At 48.1% G+C, this 24,854-nt stretch carries 30 protein-coding genes and 1 tRNA gene; 27 read left to right on the forward strand and 4 right to left on the reverse strand.

The annotated features are described in order from the left end of the window. Positions 1-62: 62 nt before the first annotated feature. Positions 63-833, reverse strand: a complete 771-nt coding sequence (locus AAIH57_RS13505) for a DeoR/GlpR family DNA-binding transcription regulator (RefSeq protein WP_430021963.1) — start codon at positions 831-833, stop codon at positions 63-65. Positions 834-1,034: 201 nt separating this feature from the next. On the opposite strand from AAIH57_RS13505, the gene AAIH57_RS13510 reads away from it, so the two are divergent. From AAIH57_RS13510 to AAIH57_RS13595, 18 genes are all read left to right on the forward strand, one after another. Further along, a complete protein-coding gene (locus tag AAIH57_RS13510) occupies positions 1,035-2,000 on the forward strand; it encodes a metallophosphoesterase family protein (RefSeq protein WP_430021964.1) in 966 nt (321 codons plus the stop codon). A 34-nt stretch (positions 2,001-2,034) separates the two neighbouring features. Next, positions 2,035-2,895 (forward strand): DMT family transporter, encoded by an 861-nt coding sequence (locus AAIH57_RS13515; RefSeq protein ID WP_430021965.1) that lies wholly within the window; start codon positions 2,035-2,037, stop codon positions 2,893-2,895. A 79-nt stretch (positions 2,896-2,974) separates the two neighbouring features. Beyond that, positions 2,975-3,859 (forward strand): glycoside hydrolase family 43 protein, encoded by an 885-nt coding sequence (locus AAIH57_RS13520; RefSeq protein ID WP_175399844.1) that lies wholly within the window; start codon positions 2,975-2,977, stop codon positions 3,857-3,859. A 201-nt stretch (positions 3,860-4,060) separates the two neighbouring features. Next, complete coding sequence (locus tag AAIH57_RS13525; protein ID WP_430021966.1) at positions 4,061-4,639, forward strand: nucleotidyltransferase family protein; 579 nt, start codon at positions 4,061-4,063, stop codon at positions 4,637-4,639. Positions 4,640-4,702: 63 nt separating this feature from the next. After that, complete coding sequence (locus AAIH57_RS13530; protein WP_430021967.1) at positions 4,703-5,434, forward strand: YdcF family protein; 732 nt, start codon at positions 4,703-4,705, stop codon at positions 5,432-5,434. A 189-nt stretch (positions 5,435-5,623) separates the two neighbouring features. Next, positions 5,624-6,142 (forward strand): hypothetical protein, encoded by a 519-nt coding sequence (locus AAIH57_RS13535; protein WP_430021968.1) that lies wholly within the window; start codon positions 5,624-5,626, stop codon positions 6,140-6,142. A 79-nt stretch (positions 6,143-6,221) separates the two neighbouring features. Next, positions 6,222-7,106 (forward strand): TIGR01777 family oxidoreductase, encoded by an 885-nt coding sequence (locus AAIH57_RS13540; RefSeq protein ID WP_430021969.1) that lies wholly within the window; start codon positions 6,222-6,224, stop codon positions 7,104-7,106. Between the two features lie 446 nt (positions 7,107-7,552). After that, on the forward strand, positions 7,553-8,422 hold the full coding sequence (locus AAIH57_RS13545; RefSeq protein ID WP_430021970.1) for an SDR family oxidoreductase: 870 nt from the start codon (positions 7,553-7,555) through the stop codon (positions 8,420-8,422). 35 nt (positions 8,423-8,457) lie between these two features. Beyond that, a complete protein-coding gene (locus AAIH57_RS13550) occupies positions 8,458-8,580 on the forward strand; it encodes a hypothetical protein (RefSeq protein WP_430021971.1) in 123 nt (40 codons plus the stop codon). A 20-nt stretch (positions 8,581-8,600) separates the two neighbouring features. Then, positions 8,601-9,182, forward strand: a complete 582-nt coding sequence (locus tag AAIH57_RS13555) for a DJ-1/PfpI family protein (protein ID WP_175399464.1) — start codon at positions 8,601-8,603, stop codon at positions 9,180-9,182. Then, the gene (locus AAIH57_RS13560) at positions 9,179-9,727 is read left to right on the forward strand and encodes a GNAT family N-acetyltransferase (RefSeq protein ID WP_430021972.1); all 549 of its coding nucleotides are present in this window, start codon (positions 9,179-9,181) and stop codon (positions 9,725-9,727) included. The genes AAIH57_RS13555 and AAIH57_RS13560 overlap by 4 nt, the downstream gene beginning before the upstream one ends. Beyond that, positions 9,724-10,608 (forward strand): serine/threonine protein kinase, encoded by an 885-nt coding sequence (locus tag AAIH57_RS13565; RefSeq protein ID WP_430021973.1) that lies wholly within the window; start codon positions 9,724-9,726, stop codon positions 10,606-10,608. Before AAIH57_RS13560 ends, AAIH57_RS13565 begins: the two co-directional genes overlap by 4 nt. 127 nt (positions 10,609-10,735) lie before the next feature. Next, positions 10,736-11,026: a hypothetical protein gene (locus AAIH57_RS13570; protein ID WP_430021974.1), complete on the forward strand. Its 291-nt coding sequence runs from the start codon at positions 10,736-10,738 to the stop codon at positions 11,024-11,026. A 13-nt stretch (positions 11,027-11,039) separates the two neighbouring features. Further along, the gene (locus tag AAIH57_RS13575; RefSeq protein WP_430021975.1) at positions 11,040-11,219 is read left to right on the forward strand and encodes a hypothetical protein; all 180 of its coding nucleotides are present in this window, start codon (positions 11,040-11,042) and stop codon (positions 11,217-11,219) included. A gap of 2 nt (positions 11,220-11,221) precedes the next feature. Beyond that, on the forward strand, positions 11,222-11,662 hold the full coding sequence (locus AAIH57_RS13580) for a hypothetical protein (RefSeq protein ID WP_430021976.1): 441 nt from the start codon (positions 11,222-11,224) through the stop codon (positions 11,660-11,662). A 25-nt stretch (positions 11,663-11,687) separates the two neighbouring features. Next, positions 11,688-12,074, forward strand: coding sequence for a hypothetical protein (locus AAIH57_RS13585; protein ID WP_430021977.1), 387 nt, complete (start codon positions 11,688-11,690; stop codon positions 12,072-12,074). A gap of 95 nt (positions 12,075-12,169) precedes the next feature. Next, the gene (gene murI, locus AAIH57_RS13590; protein WP_430021978.1) at positions 12,170-12,952 is read left to right on the forward strand and encodes a glutamate racemase; all 783 of its coding nucleotides are present in this window, start codon (positions 12,170-12,172) and stop codon (positions 12,950-12,952) included. A 15-nt stretch (positions 12,953-12,967) separates the two neighbouring features. After that, positions 12,968-13,528 (forward strand): histidine phosphatase family protein, encoded by a 561-nt coding sequence (locus AAIH57_RS13595; protein WP_413034349.1) that lies wholly within the window; start codon positions 12,968-12,970, stop codon positions 13,526-13,528. 72 nt (positions 13,529-13,600) lie between these two features. Here AAIH57_RS13595 and AAIH57_RS13600 read toward each other — a convergent pair whose 3' ends face one another. After that, positions 13,601-13,963, reverse strand: a complete 363-nt coding sequence (locus tag AAIH57_RS13600; RefSeq protein WP_430021979.1) for a DUF423 domain-containing protein — start codon at positions 13,961-13,963, stop codon at positions 13,601-13,603. Between the two features lie 61 nt (positions 13,964-14,024). Further along, entirely contained in the window at positions 14,025-14,954 is a 930-nt protein-coding gene (gene coaA, locus AAIH57_RS13605; protein ID WP_413034347.1) for a type I pantothenate kinase, read from the reverse strand. Positions 14,955-15,149: 195 nt separating this feature from the next. On the opposite strand from coaA, the gene AAIH57_RS13610 reads away from it, so the two are divergent. From AAIH57_RS13610 to odhB, 9 genes are all read left to right on the forward strand, one after another. Continuing rightward, on the forward strand, positions 15,150-15,935 hold the full coding sequence (locus AAIH57_RS13610; RefSeq protein ID WP_430021980.1) for a DUF3891 family protein: 786 nt from the start codon (positions 15,150-15,152) through the stop codon (positions 15,933-15,935). A gap of 146 nt (positions 15,936-16,081) precedes the next feature. After that, entirely contained in the window at positions 16,082-16,576 is a 495-nt protein-coding gene (locus AAIH57_RS13615) for an 8-oxo-dGTP diphosphatase (protein ID WP_430021981.1), read from the forward strand. A 139-nt stretch (positions 16,577-16,715) separates the two neighbouring features. Then, positions 16,716-17,138 (forward strand): GNAT family N-acetyltransferase, encoded by a 423-nt coding sequence (locus AAIH57_RS13620; protein ID WP_430021982.1) that lies wholly within the window; start codon positions 16,716-16,718, stop codon positions 17,136-17,138. Between the two features lie 180 nt (positions 17,139-17,318). After that, positions 17,319-17,804: a GNAT family N-acetyltransferase gene (locus AAIH57_RS13625; RefSeq protein ID WP_175399476.1), complete on the forward strand. Its 486-nt coding sequence runs from the start codon at positions 17,319-17,321 to the stop codon at positions 17,802-17,804. Next, a complete protein-coding gene (locus AAIH57_RS13630; protein ID WP_430021983.1) occupies positions 17,801-18,175 on the forward strand; it encodes a cupin domain-containing protein in 375 nt (124 codons plus the stop codon). Before AAIH57_RS13625 ends, AAIH57_RS13630 begins: the two co-directional genes overlap by 4 nt. 136 nt (positions 18,176-18,311) lie before the next feature. Further along, positions 18,312-18,704, forward strand: coding sequence for an NUDIX domain-containing protein (locus AAIH57_RS13635; RefSeq protein ID WP_430021984.1), 393 nt, complete (start codon positions 18,312-18,314; stop codon positions 18,702-18,704). 244 nt (positions 18,705-18,948) lie between these two features. Next, positions 18,949-19,022: transfer RNA gene (locus AAIH57_RS13640), tRNA-Pro, on the forward strand. A gap of 559 nt (positions 19,023-19,581) precedes the next feature. Next, entirely contained in the window at positions 19,582-22,455 is a 2,874-nt protein-coding gene (locus AAIH57_RS13645; protein WP_430021985.1) for a 2-oxoglutarate dehydrogenase E1 component, read from the forward strand. Positions 22,456-22,460: 5 nt separating this feature from the next. Continuing rightward, the gene (gene odhB / locus AAIH57_RS13650; RefSeq protein ID WP_430021986.1) at positions 22,461-23,744 is read left to right on the forward strand and encodes a 2-oxoglutarate dehydrogenase complex dihydrolipoyllysine-residue succinyltransferase; all 1,284 of its coding nucleotides are present in this window, start codon (positions 22,461-22,463) and stop codon (positions 23,742-23,744) included. Between the two features lie 122 nt (positions 23,745-23,866). Here the strand turns inward: odhB and AAIH57_RS13655 are convergent, their stop codons facing one another. Then, complete coding sequence (locus AAIH57_RS13655; protein ID WP_430021987.1) at positions 23,867-24,847, reverse strand: alpha/beta fold hydrolase; 981 nt, start codon at positions 24,845-24,847, stop codon at positions 23,867-23,869. Positions 24,848-24,854: the final 7 nt, after the last annotated feature.

Genomic DNA, 24,854 nt, shown 5'->3' on the forward strand with positions numbered 1-24,854 from the left:
CCTTTATGCATCAGATAGAACGATCATTATACCACCCAAAATATAACAATCGGATCCAGTTGTCAAATGCTGTGCACCATCTCGATTTCCATTTGATGGAGAGCATTCACCCATTCTGCGGGACAACCCGAGTCCGTTATCACCATGGAAATCTGGTCCATGGGAGCGATCTTCGCAAAGGTAGAGCGTCCAAACTTGGTATGATCGGCTACCAGGACAGATTCCTCTGCACATTCCATCATCTTGCGGGAGATCAGGGCTTCCTCCAGCATATAATCCGTGATGCCGTCCGTTAACGATATACCTCCGGCAGAGATGAAGGCTTTGTTGACTTTGAACTGATTCAACAATTCATGAGCTACAGGTCCGGTCGAGGCTTGTACCGCGTTATTGATTTCGCCTCCGGCAAAAATGATTTTTCCTGCAAAGTCCTCCAACGCACAGGCAAGAATGGGCACAGAGTTGGTAATAACGGTGACCTGTGACCGACTTCGCAGCTGTCGCATGATCTCCAGCGTGGTTGTCCCATTGTCGAGCATTACTGTTTCCCCATCTTCAATGAGTGAGGCTGCCGCAGCACCGATGCGCTGTTTTTCGTTCAGTTGCAGTAACGAACGCTTCTGGAAGGGGGCTTCAATCATTCCCGAGCGCACACGAACCGCACCCCCATATACTTTGCGCAATTCTCCTTCCTTTTCAAGCCGATCCAGATCCCGCCGGATGGTTTCCGTGGATACCTGGAAAAGTTCAGCAAGTGCTTGAACCTGAACCTTGCCCTGAGTCGCCAGTTGAGCAAGAATGGTCTGTCTGCGTTCTTCATAGGTTAACGACATGAGTTATACCTCCCGGTTTTCTGTCTAGTTCTCTTCTTATTCTACGTCAGTTTTCATACTGCTAGCTACACGGATGGTCCAAATCATGTATTGACAGGATGAAGAGGGGGAGATAAGATCGGATCAAACAAACAACATAAAACCACAAGATACCACATATCTGTGGTATATGTACATAACGCACTTATAGGGGGATCCAAGGTGAAACGACAGTTAGCATTTCAAGCAAACGAAACCTTCAAAATCGTTCAGTTCACGGATTTGCACTGGAAAGATGGTCGGCCAGAAGACATCCGCACCCGTCAATTAATGAAAACGGTGATCGAAGCGGAGCAGCCGGATCTGGTGGTATTTACGGGAGATGTCATTTATACAGGCCCTGTCGATCCTGGGAAGAAGGCATGTGAACACCCTGAACAGGCCTTTCGTGAAGCCGTATCGGTTGTGGAGGAATGTGGTATTCCTTGGGCGTTTGTATATGGCAACCATGATACGGAAAATCGGATTACTCCAGCTGGTCTGATGGAGGTTGTCCAGGAACATGCCCATACGGTGACAGAACCGGGTCCAAGCGGGATTGCAGGTTTGGGCAATTACACACTGGAGATTGCAGGAGTGGACGGCAGCCCGGCAGCGGTATTGTACTTTCTCGATTCGGGGAGCTATTCGGAGGTCCCGACGGTACCTGGTTATGGCTGGATTCAGCCCAATCAGATCCAATGGCTGATGTCTGAATCCACACGCGTGAATCCCGGCCGCAGCCGCGGGGAGAAGCTTCCAGCTCTGGCGTTTTTCCATATCCCGATTCCGGAATATCAGGTCATGTGGGACACACAGACTTGTTACGGCAGCAAGCATGAACCCGTCTGTTCTGCGCAGGTTAACTCCGGTCTGTTCTCGGCGCTGCTGGAGATGGGAGATGTAATGGGTACCTTTTGCGGGCATGATCACGTCAATGATTTTCAGGGGGAACTCCACGGTATTCGTCTCTGTTACGGGCGTTCGAGTGGGCATAATACCTATGGAAGAGAAGGCATGCTGCGCGGAGGAAGAGTCATTCAATTGCAGTTAGGACAGCGCAGTTTCGACACCTGGATTCGTTTGGAAGACGGATCAGTCGTCATGGAACAGCCAGAACATCACCCGGAGAGCGCTGCGGCGAAGTAAGTTGGAAGGGCATCGGTTTAGAGAGGAATTTTAAATGATGATTTTACCGATATTTCTGGTGCTTGCATCCGGCATGGCTCATGCCGTCTGGAGCATGTTCACCAAACGAAGTTTGAATAAGAGTGTGTTTTTGTGGTCCATTATGATGATCCCTACGGTGATATTGCTGCCTGTGCTCATTGTGGAGCTGGTGCGTGTGCCCTTATCCATGTCAGCTTATGCACTGCTGGTTCTGTCGATGGCTTTGCAGGCTTTGTATTCCTGGCTGTTGTCTCAGACCTATGAACTCGGTGACTTGTCGCAGATTTATCCGATAATGCGGGGAACGAGCACCTTGCTGGTGCCTTTGATCGGGGTGATTTTTCTTGGGGAAACATTATCTTCGTTCGGGTGGATCGGCATTGCCTGCATGCTTGGTGGATTTATGGTACTCGGCGGTGTGGGAAGCAGGAGGGCTAAGACAGGCTCACAGGTACAGGGAACGAAGCCGGTCTTGATGGCACTATGTGTGGGGCTATGTACAACCAGTTATGTATTCGTAGACAAATTGAATCTAGAGCATATCTCGCCTTTGTCGCTGCTTGAGGTGACGAACATTGGCTTTGTCGCCGGACTGACTCCAGCGCTGCTCGCTTCCCGTCAATTGCGTCAGGAATGGAAAGTGAATCGATCCACCATCCTGCTTGGAGCGCTGTTAAACCCGGGTTCGTACCTGTTATTCCTGTTTGCGCTGCAGCAGGCACCGATGGCGAGACTGGGCCCTTTGCGTGAGGTGGGAACGGTATTTGCAGCGTTTCTCGGCATTCTGCTATTGAAAGAACAGCAGGGGAAGAAGCGCATCCTCTGTTCAATCGTTATATTTGGTGGCATCCTGCTTATTGGCATGTGGGGATGAATGGAATTCCAGATTCTGGAGATATGGTGTATACTCGTGAATATTGAACCGCTTTCACAAGGAGGATGAATCATTGAACATGCACCGTTTGGAAGATATCCATTTTCGTGACCCCTACATACTGGCTCTGCCATCCCGGAAGAAATACTATTTGTACGGCTCCATCGGACAAAATGTGTGGAGTGGCCCAGCGATTGGCTTCGATGCCTATGAGAGCGAAGATTTGGTTCATTGGCATGGCCCTATTCCGTGTTTCCGTCCGCCTGCGGACTTTTGGTCAGATCATCACTATTGGGCGCCGGAAGTGTATGAATGGGAAGGGCGCTATTATATGTTTGCCAGTTTCAAGGCGGAGGGTATCCCAAGGGTAACCGGAGTGCTGGTGGCTGATCAGCCGGAAGGTCCGTTCACATTGTGGAGCCGCTCTCTGACTCCCCCGGATTGGGAATGCCTGGACGGCACACTGTATGTGGATGATCATGGTGATCCCTGGATGATCTTTTGCAAAGAGTGGGTACAGGTCGAGGATGGCGAGATGTATGCAGTTCGTCTGACGCCCGATTTAAAAGGTCCGATTGGTCAGCCCGTTTTGCTATTCCGAGCTTCGGAAGCTTCATGGTCCATCGGAAGCGGAGAACAGCATAACCGCTATGTCACGGATGGTCCCTTTCTGTATCGGATGCAAAATAATGAACTGGTCATGATGTGGTCCACAACGGGACAAGATGGCTATACCCTGGGTCTTGCCCGCTCGATATCGGGAAAACCGCAAGGTCCATGGAAGCAGGATGACTCACCACTATTCACCAAAAACGGAGGGCATGGCATGTTATTTCGTACGTTCGAAGGACAGTTGTGTCTGACCATCCATGCACCAAACGATCACCCCAATGAACGCCCGGTTATTTTCCCCATCCAGGAGAAAGACGGACAACTTAAGCTTCTTGATGATGATTCAAAGTAATTTATTTGTAATTTATTTAATCCCCTCAGATTAACCGAACCTCAAGGAACATCTGTCCAGATGCTCTTCAAGGTATGGACTGAGGGGATTTGTTCATTTTATCGCAGGTACATAAACATGATATATTGGAGTCAGACGTGTTCAAAAAGGTAGAGTAAGTAGAGTCGGCTGAAGAGAGCATGCAGTAAGGAGAGGGTTCAAGTGCTACACGAGGCGAAATTAATCCAGTCAATAAGAGCACATGAGCGGTTGATGCATGACTTGCGGCAAGTCCGGAGCCTTGCACTGCCTCAGTGTTATATAGGTGCAGGGTATATTCGCAATTATATATGGGACGTTCTTCATGGATATGCCCAGCGCGAGCTGCATAGTGATATTGATGTCGTTTACTTTGATGCCGAAGACATGGATGAGGTGCGGGATGTGCGGCTGGAAAATCAGCTGCGAGACGAAACGGGTAATCCCAAGTGGTCTGTAAAAAATCAGGCCAGAATGCATCTGCGCAATGGCACAGGACCCTATCAATCCACAGAAGACGCCCTTCGGTACTGGCCCGAGATTGTAACAGCAATAGGCGTGCAGCTGGATGAGAAGGACCAAATTGGCATCTGTGCCCCGTATGGGTTGGATGATCTGTACGCGTTAACCGTTCGCCGAAGTCCGTTGTACACGGATGCGAAGGGGTACAACCAGCGTGTAGAGCAGAAACGTTGGCAGGACCAATGGCCGAAGCTTACCATCTTAAAGCATGAGTTTTCTTATGTTGTTTATTTGGTATAAAACAGCCTGAGATCAGGTTTAGTGAAATGCGGTGCAGGTACAAGAAGGAGTGTTGCTGGATTTATGAAAAAGTTCCTACGAGAAAAAGGCCTGATTATTGATCTTGCTCTGCTCGTCTGTTTTATCATTTTTCTGATATTCTGGGGCCAGAGGTTCGCGGTGATATTTTTTGGCTTGCTCACGGTGGCCTTTATCGTGCTTCGACGGATTGATTATCAGAAACATGTGGTACTTAAGCGCATTTTGTTAACGGGATTCGGGATAGCGGCCGTTTCCTTTGTCATCATCGAAGCATTGGTATTTACACAGTTGAATGCGAATGATCCGGAAGAAGCAGATTATGTCATCATTCTGGGATCAGGCATCAAAGGTACAGAGCTGTCGTTGACCTTAAAGCAGAGGCTGGATGCGAGCCTGGATTACATCCGTAACCATCCGCAAACGCCAGTGATTGTGTCCGGAGGGCAGGGACCGGGGGAGTCGATTCCTGAAGCTCTCGCGATGAAAAACTATCTTGTGGATCAAGGCATCAAGCCATCCCAGGTCATCATGGAAGACCAATCAACCAGTACACAGGAGAATATGGCTTTTTCCAAAAAGATAATAGACAAATCAGGGCTGGAGCATCCTGAGATTATGATTGTCACCAGTGACTACCATATGTTCCGGTCGAAGTATCTGGCTGCCAAGAATGGATACGCTGCCGAATATGGCATATCCGCTCCGTCACCGGGTTACCTGAAACCGATCAATATGATCCGTGAATATTTTGCGGTGGTCAAGGCTTTTATGTAGAGTTCATTTTTTCTATTCTCTATTAAACGTTTTACAAGGTTCCTGCATTACAGAACATGCAAAAAGCAGTTGAGCAGAATGTATTCAGGCTTAACTGCTTTTTGTCGTTCTTCAAGTGAATTCAAGGGTAACCAGCCAAATCATGATATAATATAGGTTACGAATAGAAGAATGATGTAGGAGTGAACGATGATTACAGCATATCCATTACCCGCTCTCTATGAGCAAAAGAAGATTTCAACGAACGATTTGGAAGAGATTGTACGCCTGCTCGCACACGCACCGTTACTATATGATGACGGACTAAGCATTCAGGTTGAGGATTTTACCGAAGGTTTGGAAATGGAGCTTAAGCATGAAATACGGCCGGCTGTCATCGAGCTGTATGAACTGGCTGTTAAGGCTTGCCGACAATTGTCCAATCCCTCTGCGTATGAGCAGCTTCAGGATACTCTGGGATTACAAGCAGAACTGTGGCAGGAAGGAGTGCTTGATCTTGCCTCATGGATGGATTGGCTGAAGCAGGTTGGTGAAGGACGCAGAGCCCTGCCGGAGTATGATTTCACGACCATGCTTGGAGCACTCCCTGAGGGGTTTATGATTCATGACTTCTATGATGAACTGCGATATCAACTAGAGCAGAACTCCTCGAATGCTTGGGCTATTCAGGAGCGAGATCGCTTATATGCAGCCATGGGTGTCAGATAATATCGAACGAAACGTGTAGAAACCGTGTTTATCCATATATAAGGGTTTGTCTTATCGCTTATGGAAATGAGGGGATACCGTGAAGAGGGTTGTTTTGGCTGGAGGTACGGGATTTGTTGGTCAGGATTTTGCGCAAAGATTCAAGAACCTTGGATATGAAGTACTCATTATCTCACGTCAGTCAGGTCATATTGCCTGGGAGGATCGAGAGGGAATCAGACAAGCGCTTGAAGGTGCAGAAATGTTGATTAACCTTGCGGGTAAATCCGTAAACTGCCGTTACACGGACGAGAATCGCAGGATTATTCTGGAATCCAGAACCCGGACAACCCGTATTCTTGGCGAATCTGTCCTTGCTTGTGACCATCCGCCTGAGCTATGGATTAATTCGAGCACAGCCACGATATACAGACATGCAGAAGACCGCCCCATGACGGAAAAAGAGGGAGAGATCGGCTCCGGTTTCTCGGTCGACGTTGCCAAGGCGTGGGAACAGGCTTTCTTCGAATTCAGTCCGCTGCCGTCTACCCGTCAGATTGCCCTGCGAATTGCGATTGTGCTCGGCAAGGGCGGTGTCATGGAGCCGCTTACGAATCTGGTTCGTTTTGGCTTGGGAGGATCACAGGGGTCCGGATCACAGCAATTTAGCTGGATTCATATCGAAGATCTGTTTCGCATGGTACTCTATTTTCAACAGCATCCAGACCTTGAGGGAATATTTAATGCTTCGTCTCCGCATCCCGTTACGAATCGTCAACTGATGGAGGGTCTGAGACGACAGATGGGTGTTGGTATCGGACTGCCATCCCCTCGCTGGATGCTGGAACTGGGAGCTCGATTGATTCGGACGGAAACGGAGCTGGTGCTCAAAAGCCGATGGGTCATTCCCGAGAGGCTTGAGCAGGAAGGTTTTACGTTTATCTACGATACGCTCGACACCGCACTACATGAGATTTTGAAATAGACAGATCACTAAACAACAGTTGAATAAAAAGGTTCATCCAGAAGGGCAGATGCATCTGCCCTTCTGCTGTATGTTCCAAAGAATTTTCGCTGACGTTTCGCCATCTCAGGTGCAGTGTATGAGTCATTTAATTCAGTCCGATGGAACAGAAAAAGGTTGGGGAAATGCAACTGAGAAGAGTGAGAATTGTTGGAACCGGCAAATATCTGACTGAGCGGAAAGTGTCAGACGAGGAGTGGATCTCCGCTTGAATGTGCCCTCTGGCTGGGTCACCAAAGCTACTGGTAGGTGTGCGTCATTATGCTTCTGGCGAAGAGACGTCTTCGTTCATAGGCGCAAGGGCTGCAGAAGCTGCGCTTGTCGATGGAGGATTGCAATTCTCAGATATGGACAATATGGTGGAGCCGGTATGCTCAAGGTGAGATGAATACATTCAGCAGAGGAAGGTGGAGAGGGAGCTGGTACAGAAGACTAAGGTGGAGACTGCACCCGTAACATTAATTACGGGTACTTCGAGTGGGTTCGGCATGCTTACTGCCATTTCACTTGCGAAGCAGGGATACCGGGTTGCCGCAACCATGCGAGATTTGAGCCGGAACGGAGAGTTGGTTAACCTGGCGGAACAAGCAGGTGTTGCGGATCGATTGCACTATATGCGTCTGGATGTGACGGATTCGGATTCAATACAAGCGGCTGTCGCGACTGTTCTTCAGATATATGGCCGGATCGACATGCTGGTCAACAATGCAGGGTTTGCGGTTGGTGGTTTTATTGAGGAAGTATCGATGGATGATTGGCGGCGGCAAATGGAGACAAATCTCTTCGGTCTCATTGGGATGACACGTGCCGTTATTCCTGTCATGCGTAAACAGCAGCAGGGACTCATCATCAATCTCTCCAGCGTTAGCGGGTTATCCGGTTTTCCGGGCCATGCGCCTTACGCGGCTTCCAAATTTGCCGTGGAAGGTTTCACGGAAAGCCTTCGCCATGAAATGACGTCGTTTGGGATACGGGTTGTTTTGGTTGAGCCGGGAGCTTATCGCACCCCCATTTGGGACAAAGGACTGGGTGAAATTCACCGAAGTGATGACTCTCCGTATAAAGATAAACTGGATGCGGTTCTCCGGTATTCCAGGCATGCGGGTCAGACTGCGCCCGATCCGCAGGAGGTGGCCGACTTGATTGTCCGAATTGCCCGGATGCGTTCACCACGGCTTCGCTATGCTCTGGGTAAAGGTTCACGTCTGCTCATCATTGGCAAAACGCTGCTTCCCTGGAAGTGGCTGGAGTGGATAATCGCCCGTGGTCTGAAATAGGGCAGTCAGGAATTCAACGCAGGAGGTACTTGGTCATGTTCGAAATGATCGTTATCGTATTGCTTGTAGCTGTTGTGGGACTGCTTTTTCGAATCAATAGTAAGCTGCCTGAACGTAACTGGGTCAAGGAAGCAATGGAACGTGACGCGTTGAAATAAAAATACGGGAGGTCTTTTCGATGAAAATGGCTTTTGTTTTGTTTGATGGCCTGACTTTTCTTGATTTTGCAGGATTTTATGATGTGATCAATCGGCTGAATTTCTTTGAACCAACCAAGGGCAGCACATGGGAAACCTGTGCGATGACAGATCAGGTCACGGATGAATCCGGATTAACGCTCAAGGTGGACCGAGTGAAACCGGACTTGGGGGAGTACGATCTTGTGTTTGTGCCTGGTGGCATGGGTACGCGCAAGCTTCGGTTTGATGAGGCTTTCGTGGGATGGTTACGACAGGCGGAGAAGGTGCCGTTGAAGGTGTCGGTGTGCACAGGCTCATTGCTGCTGGGTGCAGCGGGTTTTCTTACTGGTAAAAAAGCAACGACACATCCCAATGTGTATGATCTGCTTCAGCCTTACGTCGCGGAAGTTGTTCAGACCCGGATTGTAAAAGACGGGAATGTAATCACAGCCGGAGGCGTAGCCACGTCGATTGATCTTGGAATTTATGTGCTCGGATTGCTTGCCGGGCAGGAAGCGGCAGAGAATGTGAAGCTTCAGATCGATTATCCATATGTCATGCAGGGAGTGGTGGAGCAATGAGTGAAGAGCGGAAACAGGACATGTTTACTATTCGCAATATTCGGCGGGATGAGGCGGACAAGTACTGGCCTTTGCGCCTGGAGGCTCTGAAAAATCATCCGGAGGCCTTTGGATCATCGTACGAGGCGTCCGTTCCGCTTCCCATGAATGAAGTGCAGGATCGCATACATAACGAACCCGATGATTACATCCTTGGAGCGTTTACAGAAGAAGGAATGCTCGTTGGAACGATGGGGTTCAAAAGAGAATATGGTCTTAAACTCAGACACAAAGGGTTCATCTGGGGAGTGTATCTCGCTCCGCAATTTCGGGGGAATGGGCTTGCTTCCCGGTTGCTCCGTGAAGTGTTGGATCGTGGAAGTGAACTGGAGGGCATCAGGCAAATTAATCTGAGCGTGGTTACAACAAATGAATCAGCCAAACGTCTATACGAAAAATATGGATTTGAAACGTATGGGATCGAGAAACACGCCCTCGAAGTTGAGGGACAAGGTTATGATGAAGCCCACATGACGTACGTTTATCCCCTCAGGAGGTCTATATGACAGATCAATTTCAGCTCGAAATGGACGGTGTTTCGTTCGTTTTATTAGAGCCTCATTCTTTCGAATGGCTGCGGCCTTTGGGTAATGTATTTCGTGTGTTTGATCAGCAGGATTCAGGGAATCTGTCTTTTGGCATTGTGCAACAGGATGGACACAGGCTGTTTGTAAAATATGCAGGAGCAAGCACCATTCATGCGAGTAGTACAAATAGTCCTCCGGAAGCGATTCGTAATCTGAAATCATCTGTTTCAATCTATGAAAATTTGGCGCATGATACCCTGATTCGATTAACGAATCATTTTGCAACAGACCAGGGTTATGCCTGTGTATTTGATTGGGTGGATGGAGAGGGTCTGCATCCGCATTGGAGTTTTCCGCCACCTGCCAAATATGAAGATCCGCGTTCACCGTACTATCGTTTCAAACAGCTTCCTGTAAAGGCACGGATTCAGGCGATGGAGCAGATTCTGGATTTTCACATGGAGGTGGAACGGAAAGGGTATGTGGCTGTTGATTTTTACGATGGCAGCCTGATCTATGATTTTGAGCAAAACAAGATCAAGATATGTGATATCGATCTGTATAATAAGGGCTCTTTTACCAACACCATGGGACACATGTGGGGCTCATCCCGCTTTATGTCTCCGGAGGAGTTTGAGCTTGGCGCACCTATTGACGGAATAACCAACGTATTCAATATGGGGGCGATGGCATTTTCGCTGCTTGGAGGGGAGAAGGACCGCTCGTATGCCAAGTGGGATGCTGAAAGAGCGTTGTATGAGGTTGCTGTTCGGGCAGTTGATCCTGATCGGGCCCATCGCTATCCATCCGTTGCGGATCTGGGTGAAGCCTGGAAGCTGGCGATGAAGCAGGGGCTATGAGTTGTTGTTCGTGAATGGTGGATAAAAAAAGATCGGTACATGCTCCATTCGCAATTGCGCAATTTACATTCGTATCTGCATGAAATATCCCGTATAATGGAAATTAATGAGGGGGTGCAGCCCGAGCATGTGTCCAATATCAAACATCGCACCGTCGGAACTGATGGAAATACAGGCACAAACCCTATATACGATGAACACACAGCAGCGTCTGACAGGCATTAACGAACCGGAAGGTGGTCATGCTCCGGCCCTGTTTATTGGCGTGTCGTCTGCAGGCCCTCTTCCTTATTACCATGAGCAGTTGCCGCTGGAACTGGTTCATCAGATGGGTCATGACGTGAAGCTGGCAATTGATATTCCGAAGTTGGAGTTAATTCAGTTCGGCATGGATTTCAGCATCACGACTACATCATAAAGGGTGGATTCTGTTGATTCGAACGTATGTACAAAAGGATCTGCAATATGTCATTGAAGCCCATATCCGTATTTATCGGGAAGAGTATAATTATGATGATCGCTTTGCTGAATTTATCACGAATGCGGTGAATGCATTTGGACTTTCGGACAATGACACAGCTCTCGCTCTGGAGCAGGAACAGGAGGCTTGATCATGAAAACAGAACCGGTCTATGCGCAGAATACCATTACAGGAGTCCAATTTCATGGAACGTGGTGCTGGTATGTAACCGAGCGGGAGTACTGGTTTCTGAATGTGGAGATGGAGGAACGGTTCGGCATTGAAGTGCTGAATGAGGACACCGCTGCCCGATTCCTGCAGGCCATTCAGGACGAGCAAGTGACCGCCACAGAGCTGAGATACTACCTGCATCAATTCAAGGAACAGCACAGGGAAGGCGATGAATGGTTGAAGTTCGTACCGTCATTCCTTGTGGATTTTGACAAAAGGCAGTTTTGCTCCATGTTCCCTGAGCCTGCGTCCTTTGAACATTACATGCCTGAAGGCTGGATTGGAACTTATGAGGATTTCCTGGGTCGGGTGCCTGCGGAGGAACGATACTGGGAAATGGACGGCAAGTCCCTGTTTTATTAAACTTTTTGTTGAAAGGAGTGGTACAGTGATTCGTAATCGTTTGGTACGCGGCTTGGTATCTCTGAGTACAGTATTCATGATGGCTGCGTGCTCCACTCAGACGGAAGAACAAAATATAGCAGGGACAATTGAACGCAGCCTGCAGCAGATGGTTAGTAAACCTGTTACTATGGCCAGCAGTAATCCGAATGACTATATTGCTGGCAGCCCGGATGCGTACGAACAAATCTTGAATACGGGTGAGGAAGGACTGCGCGTTCTGCTGCAGGAACTTGAATCCAGTCGGGAGAACGGTCTCAAGGAATGGATTATGGCCCAGGCGAGTACGGAGCTGCTCGGGGAGCGGAATTTCGTGAACGAATGGCATAGTGGCAAAGACTGGCTCAGGCAGTATAAAATAAACGAAGAATAAAACAATTCTCGATGAACATACCTCACCTCCAGTCATCATGAGCAGGAAATAGAGGTTCCTGGAACCCAAAAGAATACGTTATAGAGGTGAAACCCTTGAATAAGAAAATTGCATTTTTTGACTCGGGCATTGGCGGCTTAACGGTCCTGCATAAGGCTATGCAGCAGCTGCCGCAAGAACAATTCCTGTATTATGCTGATACACTACATGTTCCCTATGGAACCAAATCTGCAGATGAAGTAAGAGGTCACATCTTCGAATGCGCTGAAGCAATCGTTCGGGAAAACGTAAAAGCGATCGTTATTGCGTGCAACACGGCGACAAGTCTTGCTGTGAAGGATTTGCGTGCCATGTATGATATCCCGGTCATTGGGATGGAACCTGCTGTGAAGCCAGCAGTAGAGATGAACCGTGAAAGCGGAAGAAGAGTGCTTGTATTTGCAACGGCTCTGACCTTGAGTCAGAACAAATATAACGAACTGGTATCGCGTGTGGATGACCACCACAGTGTGGATTCCATACCGCTTCCTGAACTTGTGGAATGGTGTGAGCAGCTGGATTTTGATCCGGAAAAGAGTGCAGCGTACTTTCGCCGGAAGCTGGCTGATCTTGACCTGAATGCATACGGGACGGTTGTTCTTGGCTGTACGCATTATCCGTTCTATACACCAATTTTACGTACCGTTCTTCCGGATCACGTGCAAATTATTGATGGCAGCACAGGCACAGTCAACCGCCTGAAGCACCTGCTCGGATTGACGGAGCAAACTGGAATGAGACCGAGGGAGCAGGTGACATTTCTCAGCTCATCAGGTCGTTTGGAAGATCAGGAGAACATGAGACGTGCACTGGAGTACCTTGACACCAATTACATGTGAATGGATCCCTAGGAGGTGAGAACCCTGCAGTCTATTTACCTCATTCGTCACGCCAAGGCTACAGGACAGGAACCGGATGCAGAGCTTACAGATGAAGGACTTCGTCAGGCGGAAAATTTGGCCGAAATGCTTGCTGTACATTCCATATCCTATATTGTATCCAGTCCGTGGAAAAGGGCGCTCCAGACGGCAATGCCGCTCGGTAGGGCAGCAGGGCAGCATATACATACCGATGAGCGGCTTCAGGAAAGGGTGCTTAGTACCCGTCATCTGGAGAACTGGATGGAAGTACTGGAACGTACATACACGGACGAGGACTGGATCGAAGAAGGCGGAGAGTCATCGCGTTACGCTGCTGCGCGCGGGATGGAAGTGTTGGAGGAGTTATGGAACCGTCCAGAGTATTGTGCAGCTGTAGTAACTCACGGCAACTTGTTATCTCTGCTCATTCGTCATTATGATATGTCCTTTGGATACGAAGAGTGGAAGCTGCTCACGAATCCTGATGTATATGTGCTGGAACGGCAGCAAGGAGATCATAAGTCACCCTCCATTCGCAGAATCTGGATCGATTAAACAACAAAGAGTGCTCCAGCGATCATTTACATCGGCTAGAACACTCTTTTTCGTCTACAATTCAAGATTACATTACAACGCGGCAATCATCACCAAGATCCAGCCGGCCAGAAATGCGACTCCGCCAAGTGGCGTGATGGCACCAAGTTTGCGAACTCCCGTTATGCTTAGCGCATATAGGCTGCCCGAGAACAGGAGAATGCCTGCGAACAGCAGCCATCCGGCTACCATAATGAGGGAAGGCTGTTCCAGGCGATCAGCAATCAATCCAAGCAGAATTAATCCGAGACCGTGAGCGATGTGATACTGAACCCCGGTTTCGTAGATTTTGATCATGTCAGCAGATAATTTGCGCTTGAGCGCGTGTGCACCGAATGCTCCGAGTGCTACGGCGAGAAACATCATGATACTACCGAGTACAACTAAGGTTTGCATAGGCTATTGTCTCCTTTAGAAGATGGGTAGATTGACCTTCAGTATACCTTGCTGAGAGCACCTACAGTTTACGCAGTTTAATGTGCTGAATAGAGTGGTCGGCTTCTTTTCTTAAGATTAGTCTGGCCCGCCCCTTGGTTGGCAAAATGTTCTCGTGCAAATTTTTGGCGTTAATATCCTGCCAGATTTGACTGGCCGTAAGTACTGCTTCCTCTTCACCGATATTCGCAAAGCGGTCATGGAAAAAGGAATTCGCATTTTGAAACGCTGTGCTGCGCAGCAGCTTGAACCGCTCAATGTACCAATGCCGGATGTGCTCCTCTTCCGCATCAATATAGATGGAAAAGTCAAAAAAATCGCTGACCAGCAGCGGAGTTTCCTTTTTCACCTGCAGGACGTTAATGCCTTCAATAATGAGTATGTCCGGTTGGCAGATCGTTTGCTCTTCCCCTTGAATGACATCATAGGCAAGATGGGAATACACCGGTGCTTTTACTTCGGGTTTACCCGATTTCACATCGCCCATGAACTGAATGAGTGATTTGATATCGTAACTTTCGGGGAATCCCTTCCGGTTCATGATGCCCTTCTCTTCCAAAATGGCATTGGGATATAGGAAACCGTCGGTCGTAACGAGATCAACCTTGGGTTTGTTTTTGCCTCTGGCAAGCATGGCTTGGAGCAAACGGGCAGTTGTGCTTTTGCCCACGGCAACACTGCCCCCAATACCAATGATGTAGGGAGCGGGATATTGTTCCTTTTTCAAAAAAGAAGCGGTCAATCGATTCAATTCGCGCGAAACTCTTGCATATAAGTCAATAAAGTGGGTAAGAGGTAAGTAAATATCTTCCACTTCCTGAATGGATACCTCTTCATTCAATCCCTTTAGCTGTTCCAATTCGGCTTCCGTCAGTGGAAGAGTGGTCTGATGTTCCTTCAGTTCAGCCCATTCCTTGCGGTTAAACTCGATGTAAGGAGAGTATAAATTCATGAGATCCCGCTTTCTGTATGTAATGTAATCAGTGACACAATCTTTAGTGTACCAAATTTCAGGGAACTGACAACACCTTTACATTTGCAATTCTGTTACGCTGCCCCATGAAGATGAATAAATGAAGTGATATCCGAAAGATTTGTACCAGTAGTTGTTAAATTCGAAGTATACCATGCGGAAGGGTGACAGCAAATGATCGTATATGAGAGAGAGCATGATTTTGTTTTGACCGCACAGCATGAGCATGGACAAGTAGCCGGTGTGATGGCTTCCCATTGGAAAAATGAACTGCTCGCCGATTCCCGTCACCGGGAGGAGCTTATCCTTGCTGCAAGAGAACATGACCGGGGCTGGATCGAGCTGGATTCTGCACCGTTCTGGAACGATTACAGCCAGTCGCCGTATTCATTCCGCGATTTTCCGCTGCGCCCGCGTTTTGTATTTTACCAAAAAGGGATTGAGGAAGTCCGTCAAAAAAGTCTGTATGCAGGATTGTTGTGCAGTATGATGTACACCGAGCTGTTCCAGAAAACCCTTGGTGCTAACCCTATTGATGATGATGATATCAGGGACTATCTGAACGAAGAACAGAAGCTGCAGACGGATTGGGAGCAGCAGTTGGGCGGAGGAGAGCCGCTTAAGAAGAGACTGCAGAGCGATTTGGAAATTATGCTCTTCTGTGATCAGCTAAGCCTCTTTCTCTGTATGGAGGAGCCGGGCACCCCTGCGTCACGTTATGACTTTTTTGCCGAGGGACTCAGCTGTACCTTTGATGCATGTGGGAGACAACCGATTCGGGCCGAATGGCTCACCAGTGATAAAGTAGGACTCTCTTACTTTCCATTTACGCAGGAATTCACAGTTGGTCTGCCTTACAAATCGGTACCCAAAGGAAGTATCCGCAAATTTGGTCTGCTTCAGGCATACCGGCGCGCCGAGTGGAAAGAACGCAGAGTATTGATTACAAGTATGGACTGAACATGGACGATTAATAGCAGGCCTCGAAGAAACCTTCGGGGTCTGTTTGCTTTTATTTTTTACCTATACGAAGAGGCAGGAAAATCCATGGGTTGACCAGAAATGTTAATGTACAACCATGTGAGATCAGCAGTAGGGGGAACGTAATGAATAAGCGAATTGAAATATTCACGATGTGTATGGTATGGGACAAGTTGAATGGAAAGGTTCTGTTGATGAACAGGCCTGATCGCAAAGGATTTCCGGGATACATTGCGCCTGGAGGCAAGGTGGATTTTCCGGAAAGCATCGTGGACGGAGCCATGCGGGAAGTTCAGGAAGAAACGGGACTAATGGTCAGTGAGATTACATATAAGGGATTGGATGAGTTTTGTGACCCGGAGCAGGGACTGCGTTATATGGTATTTAATTATTTGGCAACTTCATTCGTGGGTGAATTGCTGCAGGATCCGCCTGAAGGTGAATTATTATGGATCCCGGTTGAACAGGCACTTGATCTGCCCATGCAGGATTGGTTTGCGGAGCGATTTCCGCGATTTTTTCAGGAGGGTACGTTTGAACGAAGTGTCATTTGGGAAAAGTCGACGAACCGTACGCTAAAAGAAACGTTTATGATGTATACCGATGCGGTATTGAAATAGTAGGCCGCTTGAAGGATACATGCAGTAATTTAGCCTTAATCCCAAATAAGGATTGAACGAATGTATCATCCATTTCTATGTATACGTATCCATATATTGTGATATAATGAAGTTTGCTTTTTAAAGGGAGATATGAACGATGAAGGTGTCATACCGATCGAAGCTGGACGGAATAGGTGTTGAACAGCTAAGCGGAAATTTTTTTGATGGCTGGCCGAATCCCCCATCACCGGCGACTTTTCTAAAAGTGTTGGAACAATCCTATGCCGTTGAACTGGCAGTGGATGATGAGACCGGAAATGTCATAGGTTTTATTCAGGCGATTTCGGACGGGGTGCTCAGTGCGTATATCCCTTTGCTGGAAGTGGTACCGGAGTTTCAGGGCAAGGGAATCGGGACAACGTTGACAGAGAGAATGCTGAATAGGCTCCAAAGTCTATACATGATCGATCTGTTGTGCGATGCAGAAACACAGCCTTTCTATGAGAAACAGGGTATGTCCAAAGCCAGCGGCATGATGGTGCGCCATTATTCCAATCAGGATGGAGCAGCAGAACAGTAGAGTTTTGACCACAAGTGGATTATAACCAGATTAGAAGATAACTTAATACGTTACGCTATTACGATATAAATCTAGTGGCGTGATTGACGAGAAACATCAAGTTTAGAGATTTTGCCGATACATAGGCTTCCGCAAACGAGCCGTAAATGAATATTGTACGATGAAAAGGTGGAGATTGGCATGAGACTAACGTTCCGGATATTGGACTGGGAAGAAGAAAAACCATACGATCTTTTGTTAATGGCTGATCCCTCCAAAACCAAGGTGGACGAATATTTAAGTCGAGGAGTTTGTTTTATTGCTGAATATGAAGGTGAGATGGTAGGCGAGTTTGTGCTGCTTAAGACTCGGCCCGAGACTGCAGAGATTGTGAATATTGCCGTTCAGGAAGAATTACAGGGACAGGGCGTTGGCAAGCACATGATCAAGGAAGCGATCGAAGCTGCAGGCAGGCTGGGCTGTCGTACCGTCGAGATCGGAACAGGCAATTCAAGCTTTCACCAGTTGAAGCTCTATCAGCGCTGCGGTTTCCGTATTGTAGGGGTCGATCGCGATTTCTTTGTGAGACACTATGAGGAAGAGATTGTGGAAGACGGTATTCGTTGTGTGGATATGATTCGTCTGGCCTTGGACCTGGATACCCTTACAAAGGAGAACGACAAGTGAAATTATATCGCATGGAAGCTGAGAATTCGCGAGTCATTGCGGCCTTTGGCAGTAGCGGAGCAAATATTACACCGATTCTCCAAAACGCATCAGGATGCCATGTGTCTCATCTAAAACTGGCAGCGGGAGGGCATCTAGGGCTGCATCCAGCGGTGGGTGAGCAAGTATTTATGGTGCTGGAAGGTGAAGGCTGGGTTGAAGGAGAGGCAGGTGAACATGTGGTTATCCGTGCTGGAGACGCTGCGTTCTGGAAGGATGGCGAACATCATCAATCCGGTTCTGAACTTGGATTAACTGCCTTGCTGATTGAAGGAGATGAGCTGGTTATTCGTTTGTCGTTACAGGCAAGTGAATCTGAGAAGGGGAGCTGAAGCTTTTGAGTATGATCTGGGTGGTTGTGATTATAACGGGGTTAATCTTCACTCCATCGTTTTATCAGATGAATAAGCGGATACGTAAACTGGAGGAACAGGTCAGGTATTTCACAGACGAAAGAAGGAGTCATTAATGGATCGACATACACATCTGGGAGTATACGGTCTGGTCCAATGGCAGCACAAGGTGCTGTTGATTCATAAGGCACGCGGTGCATATGAGGGGCATTGGGATTTGCCTGGTGGCAGGCTTGAGTTTGGAGAAAAACCCGAAGCTGCTCTTCACCGCGAGATTGAAGAAGAAACGGGTCTTACGGATGTGCAAGCGATCATTCACTCTACGGAATCCAATGTGGTGCATTGGGTCCATCAGGGAAAGCCGGAAGAGATGCATCATATCGGTATTTTGTATCATGTGTATTTGAAATCAGACAGTCAGGCTAATGAGATCAGGAAGGAACGGATGGTGAGGATTCACTGGGTGCAGATTGGTTTACTTTGGAGCAGGTTCGACATCTCTCCCTAACACCATTTGCATCGCATATGATCCATGGGCGTAGTTGAAATCCGGGATTCAATTTAAAAATATGGATGAGATGTACTAAAGTTATTTTGGGAAAATAGACATGATGTTATATATTGCCAGGCAAAGTTGCTGTAAGGTATAATCTGGATAATGTTTGAACTAACAGCCCGATTAGAGGTCAGATGACCGGTTGTATACAAAAGAGATGCAATTTATAATTCGCGAATTCGATTTGCGATTATATCGGGGTATAGCGCAGCCTGGTAGCGCGCACCCTTGGGGTGGGTGAGGTCGTGGGTTCAAATCCCGCTACTCCGATTCGGATTTTTACACAGGGCAAAGGCTGTGAATCTGCGGATTCACGGTCTTTTTTTGTTGAATTAGTTCTCAAATGGTTAATGTTTAACTTGACGGTTTGTTTTGGCTGGTTATGGACCACAATTCTTATTAAAGGGGGTTAACGCGGAAAATTTGGAGCTTATTCATCTCCGATATGCAGAGTTTATGCTTCATTTATCTGATTCATCTAATTTATGCATCAATTGAACTAAAAATAGGAAATGCTCCTGAGCGCAAAAGTTTATAGAATAGACAGTAGAACACGACTTCAATTCTAAGTTGAGCTAGGTGTAACCCTCGAACGGATCCGGACAGTATTCGACATCTGTGCGACGGTATATACAATTATTGTTTATTATGTTATTGAAAACGCAGACAAACCTTGACGGGAGCGTCGAAACAACGTAATTTACCTCCAACAGCACGATGATTGGACTTCATGAAAAATTTCGCTTAAAATGTTGAACGAACGCAAATTACGGCTTAGTCAATGATTTCCGTCAAAAAACACGACTAAATCAAGACGGAGGGAACGTCGATGACGATCGAGGAAGGCAACAAGAAGCCCTGGGAAAGTTACTATGGACCCAATCTGGGATACGTACAGGAACAATATGAATTATTCTCTCAAGACCCTAATTCGGTTACACCGGCATATCGGGATTTATTTGAACAATGGGGTGCTCCGCCGATGCCCGGCAGAGATGCACATACAGCCACTTATTCCGGCAACGCCCAAACGGCTTCCGGGAGCGTGGATATTCAGTTATTACAGAAAGCGGTTACAGCCGGGAAACTGGTTTGGAATATTCGAACGTATGGACACCTTGCCGCGGATATTGACCCGCTTGGCATAAGTGAAGATTCAGATACATCTTTATTGGAACCGAAGCATTTTGAATTAAATGAAGAAGATTTGAAAGCACTGCCCGCTTCCCTGATTTGGGAAGGTGCGGATGGACAGACCACAAACGGCTGGGATGCAATTCAGCGTTTGCGTCAGATCTATACTGGACCGATGGCATATGAATTCAGCCATGTTCATGAAGTGCATGAACGTGAGTGGCTTAACCGTCGTGCGGAATCCCGCACGTCTCCTGCACCGTTGGATCAGGAGGAACGGAAGGCATTGCTGGAACGTCTGGTTGAGGTGGAGCAGTTCGAGGATTTCCTTCACAAAACATTTGTGGGACAAAAGCGCTTCTCCATCGAAGGGAACGATGTGCTTGTACCGATGCTGGATGAAGCGGTACGCATTATGGCGCAAGCAGGCTCGAGTCACATTTTGATGGGGATGGCCCACCGTGGTCGCCTGAACGTACTGGCTCATGTACTGGGCAAACCGTATAGCAAAATTTTCTCTGAATTTCATCATTCCCCGAACAAGGATCTGGTTCCGTCAGAAGGATCGACTGGAATCAACTACGGATGGACGGGGGATGTCAAATATCATCTCGGTGCGAATCGTTTTGTGAAAGATGGCGAAGCAGTACAGGCTCGTCTGACGTTGGCTAATAACCCAAGTCACCTTGAATACGTGAACCCTGTAGTTCAAGGTTTTGCTCGCGCTGCACAGGATGATCGGCGTGATCCGGGATATCCGAAACAGGACGTAACAAAAGCAGCGACGATTCTTATGCATGGTGACGCGGCTTTCCCTGGTGAAGGCATTGTGGCGGAAACACTTAATTTCAAAGCACTTCCGGGCTACCAAAATGGCGGAACAATACACATTATCGTGAACAACCGCCTCGGTTTTACAACGGATAGCAGTGATTCCCGTTCCACGTATTACGCGAGTGACCTCGCCAAAGGCTACGAGATTCCGATTGTCCATGTAAATGCGGATAATCCGGAAGCATGTATCGCAGCTATTCGTATGGCAGCAGAGTATCGCAACAAGTTCAAGAAGGATTTCCTGATTGATCTGATCGGTTACCGTCGCTACGGTCACAATGAAACAGACGATCCGGAAACAACGCAACCGAAAGTATATGAAAAAGTGAAGAATCACCCTACAGTGAGTCATCTGTATCAGGACCACCTCAAACAGGAGTCGGTTATCGATGACACATCCATTAATAGCATACGTGATGCGGTGACGGGCCGCCTAAAAGAAGCTTACGAACAAATGAAGAAAAACGAAGTTCATGAACAATCCCAATTGAAAGCCAGTCAGCCGGAGGCAGTGTCTCTTATTCCAACAGCAGTACCGCTGGAGAATCTGCGGAGCATCAATGCCGATCTGCTGAAATGGCCAGAGAACTTCAATGTGTATCCGAAGTTGCAGCGTATCCTTCAGCGTCGCAGCACTGCCCTGAACGAGGGTGAAAAAGTGGACTGGAGTCTTGCCGAGACACTTGCTTTTGCTACGATCCTCGCTGATGGCAAGCCTATCCGGATCAGCGGACAGGATGCAGAGCGTGCAACATTTGCTCATCGGAACCTGGTATTGCATGATTCAGAGAACGGCACGACGTTCTGCCCGCTGCATCACTTGCCGCAAGCACGTGCGGCATTTGCGATCTACAACAGTCCATTGTCTGAGGAATCGGTGCTTGGATTCGAGTATGGATACAATGTATATTCCCCGGATACGCTTGTCATCTGGGAAGCTCAATTTGGTGATTTTGCCAACTGTGCGCAGGTTATTTTTGACCAATTTGTATCCGCTGGCCGTGCCAAATGGTCTCAAAAATCGAGTCTGGTCATGCTGCTTCCTCACGCAAACGAGGGACAGGGACCTGAGCATACAAGTGCCCGTCTCGAACGTTTCCTGCAGCTCTGTGCAGAAGATAATATGACGGTTGCCAATTTGACGAGTGCATCCCAGTACTTCCATCTGCTGCGTCGTCAGGCATCGTTGACAGAAACGGAAGATGCACGTCCACTGGTATTGATGTCGCCGAAAAGCCTCATTCGCAATCCGCGTGTGGCGTCACCCGCTGCAGCATTTAGCGAAGGCAAGTTTGAGCCTGTACTGGAGCAAGCTGGGTTGGGAGCCAAACCGGATCGCGTTGAACGCATCATTTTGTGCAGTGGTAAAATCGCCATTGATCTCGAGGATGCTTTTGAGAAAGACAAATCAGACTGGTCCTGGCTTCATATTATCCGTGTTGAACAGCTGTATCCTTTCCCGGCGGAAGAAATCAAGCGTGTACTTTCACGTTTCAGCAATCTGAAAGAACTGGTTTGGGTTCAGGAAGAGAACAAAAACATGGGAGCCTGGACATACATGGAACCTCGCTTGCGTGCCATTGCACCGGAAGGAACAACCGTGAAATATGAAGGCCGTCCGGAGCACGCGAGTCCTTCCAGCGGTTATCAAAGTGTGCATAGCATGGAGCAGCAACTGATTATTACATCCGCGTTGAAGCAAACGACGAAGAATAATATTCCACTGGGGAGGTAACAGCTGTGAGTGAAATTAAAGTACCTGCAATGGGTGAATCAATTACCGAAGGAACGGTTTCCAGATGGCTTGTCAAAGAAGGGGAAACCGTGAATCAGGGCGACGTTCTTCTGGAACTGGAAACAGATAAGGTCAATATCGAAATCAGTGCGGAAGAGAGCGGAGTACTCGAGAAAATCATTCGTCAGGAAGGCGAGACTGTTGAAATCGGAGAAACGATTGGTACGCTCGGCGCTGGAACTGGAGGAGGAAGCGGAGCATCCGCTTCTGAGCCCGCAGCAGAACAGAAACAGGCAGCGGTGTCAGCACCGGAAGCAGTAGCGGTAGCAGCACCTCCGGCTCCTGCTGCTGTAGCAACGGAATCTTCCGATAACGGAACCAAAACAGCGTCACCGGCGGCACGCAAGCTTGCTCGCGAGCGTGGCATTGAGCTTGATCAGGTTCAGAGCAAGGATCCGATTGGACGTGTATACCAGGAAGACGTGAAAAGTCATAGCACGCAGGCACCCGCTCCGACGCCAGCTCCCGTAAGCCAAGCCCCGGCAGCACCAGCAAGTGCTCCTGCAGCTGGAGGATCGACCTATGCGAAACCGGTAGAACGTCAACGCATGTCTCGTCGCCGGGCTACGATTGCGAAGCGTTTGGTTGAAGCACAGCAAACTGCGGCGATGCTGACAACTTTTAACGAAGTAGACATGACTGCGATCATGGATGTTCGTAAGCGTCGTAAGGACAAGTTCAAGGAGAAACACGATATTGGTCTTGGATTCATGTCTTTCTTCACCAAAGCAGTTGTTGGGGCACTGAAAAAATTCCCAACGATCAATGCTGAGATTGATGGGGAAGATGTTGTCCTCAAAAAGTATTATGATATCGGAATCGCGGTATCTGCCAAGGAAGGTCTTGTTGTTCCTGTCGTTCGTGATGCAGACCGTCTGGGCTTTGCCGAGATTGAAAAGAGCATTGCGGACTTAGCTTCCAAAGCGCGCTCGAACTCACTTGCGCTTTCCGATCTGCAAGGTGGTACATTCACGATTACTAACGGCGGAACATTTGGCTCCCTGTTGTCGACCCCGATCCTGAATACACCTCAAGTAGGTATTCTCGGGATGCATAAGATTCAGCTTCGTCCTGTTGCGATTGATGCAGAGCGGATGGAAAACCGTCCAATGATGTATATCGCATTGTCGTACGATCACCGTATTATCGACGGAAGCGAGGCAGTGCGTTTCCTTGTCACAGTGAAGGAACTGCTGGAAGATCCGGAATCCCTGTTAATTGAAGGGTAACTCGATTGAAACATAAACAGCTATCATTATAGATTTGTGAAAGTGAAAGCCCCTACGGAAGCGCAGCATAAGCTGTACTCATCGGTAGGGGCTTTTCGTTTGTATAGATATGATGAAGAACATTATACAGAATCAGCGATAACCTCATTAAACTCAGGAGGGCTGTCTTGACCGAAAGCCGGCATATGACGCTCTAGCCAGTCCACCACATGCAAGCATACTTCTTCACGATTGGTTTCGTGCAGCATCTCATGGCGTCCATCAGGATACAGGCTGTACTCCACATCATGAAGTTGAAGCTGCCTATATTGGGCGACCAGGTTATGGACGCCTTTACCATGCAATCCCACCGGGTCCTGTTCCCCGGAGAAGAGGTACACCGGTTTATCTTTTGGGATTCGCTCCATATTCTCGGGCATATGAATTTCCAGCAGCAGCTTGAAAAAGTCACGAAAGAATCCGGCGGTACAGATGGCCCCGCATAATGGATCGTCGATAAATCGTTTGACTTCGTCTGCATCTCGCGATAGCCAATCAAAAGGTGTGTTTGCCGGACGGAAGGCACGATTAAATCCGCCGAATACAATGGCATTGAGCAGCATACTCGGATGCGTGGCACCCTGAATACCACATTGCATAACAGCAAGTTTTTCACCAAAACGGAGAAAGTTGCGTTTCCCATTGGTTCCGGACAAAATGAAAGCGTGATAAGGCTCATGGCCTGCATACATCAAATGCTGCACCAAGAACGATCCCATACTATGCCCCATGAGACACAAAGGAACACCCGGATGCTCCTTGGCAGCAACCTCGCCGAGGTTAATCATATCACTTGCCATCCAGCGGAAAGCATCAACTCCGGCATTGCCAAGCAGTTTCGGGCTTTCCACAGATTTTCCATGTCCTCGGTGGTCATTGGCATAGACAGCATACCCGTGGCTGGTGAGACACTTTGCGAATTCCTCATATCGTGCTGCGGTCTCAGCCATGCCGTGAGCAATTTGTACAATACCTTTGATTTTGCATTCCGGATCGGGAAGCCAGCGGTAGACATGAATACGGGTACCATCATTACCCACAAGGGCAAAAGTAGATTCCTGCATCGTGTAA

This window comes from Paenibacillus sp. MABNR03 (assembly GCF_050455445.1).
Taxonomy (GTDB): Bacteria; Bacillota; Bacilli; order Paenibacillales; family Paenibacillaceae; genus Paenibacillus; species Paenibacillus xylanilyticus.

Excerpts from the sequence above, each read along its gene's own strand:
- AAIH57_RS13505 (WP_430021963.1), bottom strand. The coding sequence starts at position 833 with ATGTCGTTAACCTATGAAGAACGCAGACAGACCATTCTTGCTCAACTG.
- AAIH57_RS13515 (WP_430021965.1), top strand. The coding sequence starts at position 2,035 with ATGATGATTTTACCGATATTTCTGGTGCTTGCATCCGGCATGGCTCAT.
- AAIH57_RS13520 (WP_175399844.1), top strand. The coding sequence starts at position 2,975 with ATGCACCGTTTGGAAGATATCCATTTTCGTGACCCCTACATACTGGCT.
- AAIH57_RS13530 (WP_430021967.1), top strand. The coding sequence starts at position 4,703 with ATGAAAAAGTTCCTACGAGAAAAAGGCCTGATTATTGATCTTGCTCTG.
- AAIH57_RS13535 (WP_430021968.1), top strand. The coding sequence starts at position 5,624 with ATGATTACAGCATATCCATTACCCGCTCTCTATGAGCAAAAGAAGATT.
- AAIH57_RS13550 (WP_430021971.1), top strand. The coding sequence starts at position 8,458 with ATGTTCGAAATGATCGTTATCGTATTGCTTGTAGCTGTTGTGGGACTG.
- AAIH57_RS13555 (WP_175399464.1), top strand. The coding sequence starts at position 8,601 with ATGAAAATGGCTTTTGTTTTGTTTGATGGCCTGACTTTTCTTGATTTT.
- AAIH57_RS13560 (WP_430021972.1), top strand. The coding sequence starts at position 9,179 with ATGAGTGAAGAGCGGAAACAGGACATGTTTACTATTCGCAATATTCGG.
- AAIH57_RS13565 (WP_430021973.1), top strand. The coding sequence starts at position 9,724 with ATGACAGATCAATTTCAGCTCGAAATGGACGGTGTTTCGTTCGTTTTA.
- AAIH57_RS13570 (WP_430021974.1), top strand. The coding sequence starts at position 10,736 with ATGTGTCCAATATCAAACATCGCACCGTCGGAACTGATGGAAATACAG.
- AAIH57_RS13580 (WP_430021976.1), top strand. The coding sequence starts at position 11,222 with ATGAAAACAGAACCGGTCTATGCGCAGAATACCATTACAGGAGTCCAA.
- AAIH57_RS13600 (WP_430021979.1), bottom strand. The coding sequence starts at position 13,963 with ATGCAAACCTTAGTTGTACTCGGTAGTATCATGATGTTTCTCGCCGTA.
- coaA (WP_413034347.1), bottom strand. The coding sequence starts at position 14,954 with ATGAATTTATACTCTCCTTACATCGAGTTTAACCGCAAGGAATGGGCT.
- AAIH57_RS13610 (WP_430021980.1), top strand. The coding sequence starts at position 15,150 with ATGATCGTATATGAGAGAGAGCATGATTTTGTTTTGACCGCACAGCAT.
- AAIH57_RS13615 (WP_430021981.1), top strand. The coding sequence starts at position 16,082 with ATGAATAAGCGAATTGAAATATTCACGATGTGTATGGTATGGGACAAG.
- AAIH57_RS13620 (WP_430021982.1), top strand. The coding sequence starts at position 16,716 with ATGAAGGTGTCATACCGATCGAAGCTGGACGGAATAGGTGTTGAACAG.
- AAIH57_RS13625 (WP_175399476.1), top strand. The coding sequence starts at position 17,319 with ATGAGACTAACGTTCCGGATATTGGACTGGGAAGAAGAAAAACCATAC.
- AAIH57_RS13635 (WP_430021984.1), top strand. The coding sequence starts at position 18,312 with ATGGATCGACATACACATCTGGGAGTATACGGTCTGGTCCAATGGCAG.
- AAIH57_RS13645 (WP_430021985.1), top strand. The coding sequence starts at position 19,582 with ATGACGATCGAGGAAGGCAACAAGAAGCCCTGGGAAAGTTACTATGGA.
- AAIH57_RS13655 (WP_430021987.1), bottom strand. The coding sequence starts at position 24,847 with ATGCAGGAATCTACTTTTGCCCTTGTGGGTAATGATGGTACCCGTATT.